Source organism: Methylobacterium sp. J-043 (assembly GCF_022829505.1).
Taxonomy (GTDB): Bacteria; Pseudomonadota; Alphaproteobacteria; order Rhizobiales; family Beijerinckiaceae; genus Methylobacterium; species Methylobacterium extorquens_A.
The window spans coordinates 1-5,531 of the sequence record NZ_JAKSYB010000024.1; the positions used below are offsets into that span (position 1 = coordinate 1).

3 protein-coding genes and 3 pseudogenes are annotated in these 5,531 nt (G+C 64.6%); 4 read left to right on the top strand and 2 right to left on the bottom strand.

The window, feature by feature from the left end:
- Positions 1-125: 125 nt before the first annotated feature.
- Positions 126-847: pseudogene (locus tag MKK50_RS01485) on the top strand (transposase); the annotation flags it as partial.
- A gap of 30 nt (positions 848-877) precedes the next feature.
- Here MKK50_RS01485 and MKK50_RS01490 read toward each other — a convergent pair.
- Positions 878-970, bottom strand: a pseudogene (locus MKK50_RS01490) (IS5/IS1182 family transposase); the annotation flags it as partial.
- 63 nt (positions 971-1,033) lie between these two features.
- Here MKK50_RS01490 and tnpC point away from each other — a divergent pair.
- Together tnpC and MKK50_RS01500 are read left to right on the top strand one after the other, a co-directional pair.
- Positions 1,034-2,230, top strand: coding sequence for an IS66 family transposase (gene tnpC / locus MKK50_RS01495; protein ID WP_499019885.1), 1,197 nt, complete (start codon positions 1,034-1,036; stop codon positions 2,228-2,230).
- Between the two features lie 219 nt (positions 2,231-2,449).
- Positions 2,450-3,955 carry a hypothetical protein gene (locus MKK50_RS01500; RefSeq protein WP_499019888.1) on the top strand — a complete coding sequence of 502 codons (1,506 nt, stop codon included), beginning with the start codon at positions 2,450-2,452 and terminating at the stop codon, positions 3,953-3,955.
- A 459-nt stretch (positions 3,956-4,414) separates the two neighbouring features.
- On the opposite strand, the pseudogene MKK50_RS01505 reads toward MKK50_RS01500, so the two are convergent.
- Positions 4,415-5,292: pseudogene (locus MKK50_RS01505) on the bottom strand (IS256 family transposase); the annotation flags it as partial.
- 70 nt (positions 5,293-5,362) lie between these two features.
- Between MKK50_RS01505 and MKK50_RS01510 the strand changes: the two are divergent.
- A partial coding sequence (locus MKK50_RS01510) for a transposase (protein WP_499019890.1) occupies positions 5,363-5,531 on the top strand: 169 nt, incomplete at its 3' end.

Here is a 5,531-nt window from a genome sequence, read left to right on the forward strand (position 1 = left end):
GGACACGGCCTTCACGACGCGCTCACGCAGATCCAATGACAACGGCGACCCCATCGATCCTCCTGTCGAGGACCACAGGGAATCAGATCACGTCGCGTCGCGGAACCCCAGCCGACTCGCAGCGATCGGCAACAGCTCTAGTGACCGACGACACGGCGTTGCCGAAGAAGGGCATCCGCTCGGCGTGGGTAACGCGCCAGTACTGAAGCGCGCTCGGCAAGCAGGCCAACTGCCAGTCGCTGGTCTCGCTTACCTTGGCGCAGGGCGAACGGCCGACCAAGCGCGGTCCGCGCTGGCTGATGTGCCGGAGGCCGCGGCCGTGCCGCAGAACAAGGGCGCGATCACTCTCACCGAACTCGACCGACTGCGGACCCAGGGCCTTCGCTTCGGCGTGGTTTTAGCCGATTCCGATTACGGCTGTAGAGCCGCGTTCCGTCGGGCCCGCGACGCGCGCGGTCTGACCCGGGCGGTGGGCATCGCCAGGAACCAGAAGATCTACGATCCCGACGTGCGGCTCGGGCCGCCGGGCGGGCGGACGGGCAAAGCTGTGCCCAATCAGGAGCCACGGGGGCCGAGGCAGTTCTAGCCACGCTGCCGTGGCGGCGCGTGACATGCCGCTTGGGCACGAAGGCTGCGCACTCGGTCCAGCTCGCCATGACCCGCGTGCGGGTGGGCGACGGCTCGGTCTAGGCCACCAACCGCCATCTGGCTTGCGAAGAGGTCTGGCTGGTGCGCGAGTGGCGCGCCACGGGCGAACGCAAATTCTACCTCTCCAACCTGCTGTGCCGAACGTCGCGCCCTGGCTGGCACGATCAGGGCACGCTGGATGTGTGAACCAGCCCACCAGTAGTACGAGGAGGAACCTGGCCTCGACCACTTCGAGGTCGCTCCAGCACTCGGCATCTGTCAGATCGGTTTCATAGCGTAGGCCCGCATGGCTATGCTGCCGTCGGGTGGTCGAGGTCCACACGGCAGGTCCAGGGTAATTACCCAGGCCCTTGCGCGAGTCGGGTTTCGCTGATTCCCTGGTGGGATGGGGCGCAGCGATCTTGAGCGTTTGAGCCGCGAGGAACTGATCGATCTGGTGCTGCGGCTGCAGCGTCCGGACAAGACCTCGCATACCTCCTCGAAGCCACCGGCGACCGACCGCAAAGAGCGGCGCGAGCAATCCAGACCCGGCGGGGCCAAGCCAGGGCACGAAGGCCACAGCCGCGTGATGAGCGAGGATCTCGACGCGGTGGTCGAGCATCGTCCCGGCCACTGCTCGTGCTGCCGTGGCGCCCTGCACGGAGATCTTCCCGCCGAGTTCGTCAGCGTCTCCGAGCGGATCGAGCTGCCGGAGGCGGCGCGCGGTACGCCGTTTGGCCCGCGGCTGCATGCGGTGGCGACGTATCTTAAGACCTTCCAGGCGCTCTCCTACGAGCGGTTGCAAGCGGCGTTGTCGGACCTGTTCGGCCTGACGCTCAGCCAGGATGGGCTGATGAACCTGCTCCGCCGTGCGCAGGGCCACTTCCGCTCCGGTCGCGAGGTCGCCGTCTCGACGCTACGCTGGGCCGCGGTGGTCACCTCGGACCAGACGGGCGTGCGCATTGAGGGCAGCAACGCTTATCACTGGGTGTTCCGCGCGGCCGACGCCGTGGTGCACACGGCCTCGCAGACGCGGGGCGCCATCGTGGTGCGGGAGATGATGGACAGGCACCGGCCGGCGGTGTGGATCTCGGACCGCTACACCGCCAAGCAGGGGCATGCCGCCGCGCACCAGACCTGCCTCGCCCATCTCGCCAGCGACGTCGCCTACGTCGTCGAGACCAGCGATGACCCCGTGCCCTGGCGGCTGCAGCTCTGGTTGCAGACGGTATTCGCCCTGGCCGAGCGCGTCACCGACCTCGCTACCTCGACGCTCGCCACCAAGCGCCGGACCTGGGATCGACAGCTCGGAGCCATCCTCACCATGTCGAGCCGCTGCGACCTGACCTGTGACCTGCAGGCCAAGATCGGACGGGCGCGCGATCAGCTCCTCGTCTTCCTCACCCATCCCGGCGCGGTCGAACCGACGAACAACGGCAGCGAGCGGCTGCTGCGCCCAGCGGTCGTCCAGCGGAAGGTGACCAACGGCTACCGCGCGATGTGGGTCGCTGAGGGCGAGGCCGCCATCCGCACCGTCGTCGATACCGCACGCCTAACAGGCAGCAGCACCTTCAGCACCATCCTCAAAACCGTCGGTGCCTAGTCCCAGCCGTCATAGGCCTGGGTAATTACGGTCCAGGTCTGGTCTCAGCACCCTCCTGGAATCTCTGCAATTCCGGCCACTCAACCCCGTCAACGCCCTTATCGGAGAGGCTCTCAGGGAGAGTCGTGGGAGGCTACCGACATCTCCAGATGACCTCGTGTCTGGAGAGCCTTTTTCCAACAGCATCATCATATACTTCGTACCTTGAGGCTTTTGGCTATGTTCATCCCCCGGATTGCGTCGGTTCTCTGCCTCCTGCTCATCTCGACCCAGGTCGGAGCGCAGGATGCCAAGCGCTTCAACTCGCCCAGCTTTAATGCTCCTGTCGTGGATCGACTGTGCATCCTCGGTACCGGGTCGACGGGCGACTTATCGACCGCAACCGTCATCCCCGATTCGTCTGCGGCATCGGGTACGCTGTCTCGGCTCATCGCCGATCGTGCGCCCTTGACGAGTCCGAGCTTCAGCGGCACCGCCTCCATGGCAGTGCTGAACATCGCTGAGCTAATCCGGATTAAGAGCGGCGGCAAGGTCGGTGGAGTGCTTCAGGCGGGAGCTGGGCTCACCTTCCTCGCAAGCGTCGATCCTGTCACCGAGCAGCTGGTCAAATCGATCGTCGTCACGACCGATGGGGTCAATCTAAACGGCCCCGTTACCGCCTATGAGGGCGGCACACTCTTGGCGCCCTTCACCTACGGCGGCAATGCGTCGGCAGCGGGCTACACCTTCTCAACCAACGGTCTCGTCTACGGGATCCCGAACTGGTTAGCCCAGCCGGGTCTACTGAGCACTCACGCCTCGCGCGACCATGCCGGAATGACACGGGCGATGAGGGCGCCGAACTCAGTGCCTGTTCTGGCTGCCAATGCGACCTATACCGCGAATACCATCGCCAGTCCGAACCTCTCTATTGATGCCAATATCAAGCTCGGCATGGTGATCGACACTCTCCATGCTCCGAAGTTCAGCGGCGTAGTTACGGCGATCAATGCGTCAAGCAAGACGCTCACCGTCAACGGCTGGTATCGGGTCGATAGATCGTCGGCCACGGGCACGCCTATGAACGGTGTTGGAGCGATCATCAACCCGGCGTCGAAGCTCTGGCTCAGCAACGACATCCTGTACTGCGGAGATCCCGGGAAGAACGACATCGCGTGCGCCGGAACCGAATTGAACGTCACCGTCAACAACTCGCGCGTGGTCGAGGCCTACGGGAATGATGCCGTGATCTACGGCTCCGCGCAACCGACCGCGGCTTATGCATTCCCCGCCCGCTGGGGGGGGCAAACGACCAAGTGGCGTGCCGCTTCGTTCGGCCAGGACAATCTGGGTGGGTTGCTCAGCGTCCAGTCTGCCGGCACCGACTACGCTATGCCGTTGGTCGAAGCGCGGGTTGCTGGAGAAGACACATTTGCCATGGACCACATGGGCAAGATGTCCGCTGTCCGGCTTCGAGCGCTCGCAGTGACGGCAAGCGCGACACTCGATCGCTATGCGGGAGCCAAGGTGATTGGGACGCAGTCGGCCGCCATCACGATCACATTGCCGAGCCCGACGGATGTGAACGATGGACGTGAAATTGAGGTGGTGAACCAGGGTACGGGGGCGATCACGGTGGTGCGCCCAAATGGTTCGACGGTCGGCACCGTGGGCGTGGCGTACAGTCAGCGTTTCTTTGCCTTCCAGAGCAACTGGCTGCCGATCTCGAAAACGCCCCTCAACTGACGGTCAGGGGCCGTTTTGGTGAACCTCATACAGGCTTCGACCTGCTGGCGTTTGAAGCTGAGCGGCCTGCCATATTGATTCTGCGCGCTAGGATGTACGGTCCCAGGATATAGTGTAACGGATCGAGCCTGAAGCGTTCGGGCTCTGTCGGCGATGCTCACGCGTGCCGAAACCTATCGCCAGCCTGTCTGTCGTGGCAGCAACGGCGTGACAGGGCCGGCGTAGCCTTCGGGTGGCGCTGGCTTGCGTGGGTAATATGCGATAATGGCCAACCGGTCGGACCGGGTTCGGCAAAGGCCCTCGAACGATGCGAGCCCTCATGAGCTCGTCCATTTGTCTGGCTGCCGATCCGCGAAAACCATCAGGGCCTGCGGCCGTATCGCCGTGTGACGAGGCCGGATACACGACTGCAAGCACCGGAGCCGTCGTCATCGTCTGAAAACCCTTGCAAGGCGGGGACATTCCATACACGTCGTTCTGTTCGAGCAGGATCGCGCCGACGAGGCGGGTGATGGCCGCCTGGTTGGGGAAGATACTGACCACCTCGGTCCGGCGCTTGATCTCGCCGTTGAGGCGCTCGAGCGAGTTGGTGCTGTGGAGCTTGATCCGGTGGGCGGGGGGGGAAGTTCATGTAGGCCAGCACGTCGGTCTCGGCGGTGTCCATCAGGGCGGCGAGCTTGGGCACCTTGGGCCGGAGTTGATCGGCGACGCGCTGCCACTGCTGCCGGGCGGCCTCGGCATCCTCCTGGGCGAAGGCGGTGGCGATGAAGGCCGAGACGACGCGGCGGCCCGACCGGCCGGCATGAGCCAGGGCATTGCGCATGAAGTGGACACGGCAGCGCTGCCACGTGGTGCTCATCACCTTGGCCACCGGCGCCTTGATGCCCTCGTGGGCGTCCGAGATCATGAGCTCGACCCCGCGCAGGCCGCGCCGGGCGAGTTTGCGCAGGAAGTCGATCCAGAACGTCTCGGCCTCGGACGGGCCCACGTCCATCCCGAGCACCTCGCGCCGGCCGTCGGAGTTCACGCCCACCGCCACGATCACGGCGACGGAGACGATACGGCCGTCCTGACGAACCTTCACGTAGGTCGCGTCGATCCAGAGATGCGGCCACTCGCCCTCGATGGGCCGGTCGAGGAGCGCGCCGACCCGCTCGTCGATCTCCTGGCAAAACTGCGAGACCTGGCTCTTTGACACATCCGTGCCGCCCATGGCATGCACCAGGTCATCGACGGACTGGGTCGAGATGCCTTGGATGTAAGGCCTCCTGGATCACCGCCGTCAGCGCCTTCTCGGCCATCTGGCGCGGCTCCAGGAAACCGGGAAAGTAGCTGCCGTTGCCTGGCCTTCCTCCTGAAAAGTGGTCCTCCCTGAGGTATGGCTTCGAGCCATGTGGAGGAGGTTTCCTGGGACGGCGGAAGCCTAGGGCTGAAAAGATCGTTGCCAAGCTGCGCCAAGTGGATGTTCTGGTCTGGCAGGGCCGCAAGGTGTCTGAAGCAATCCGGTCCATCGAGGTGACCGAGGTCACGTACTACCGCTGGCGTTCCGAGTACGGCGGTCTGAAGGGTGACCAGG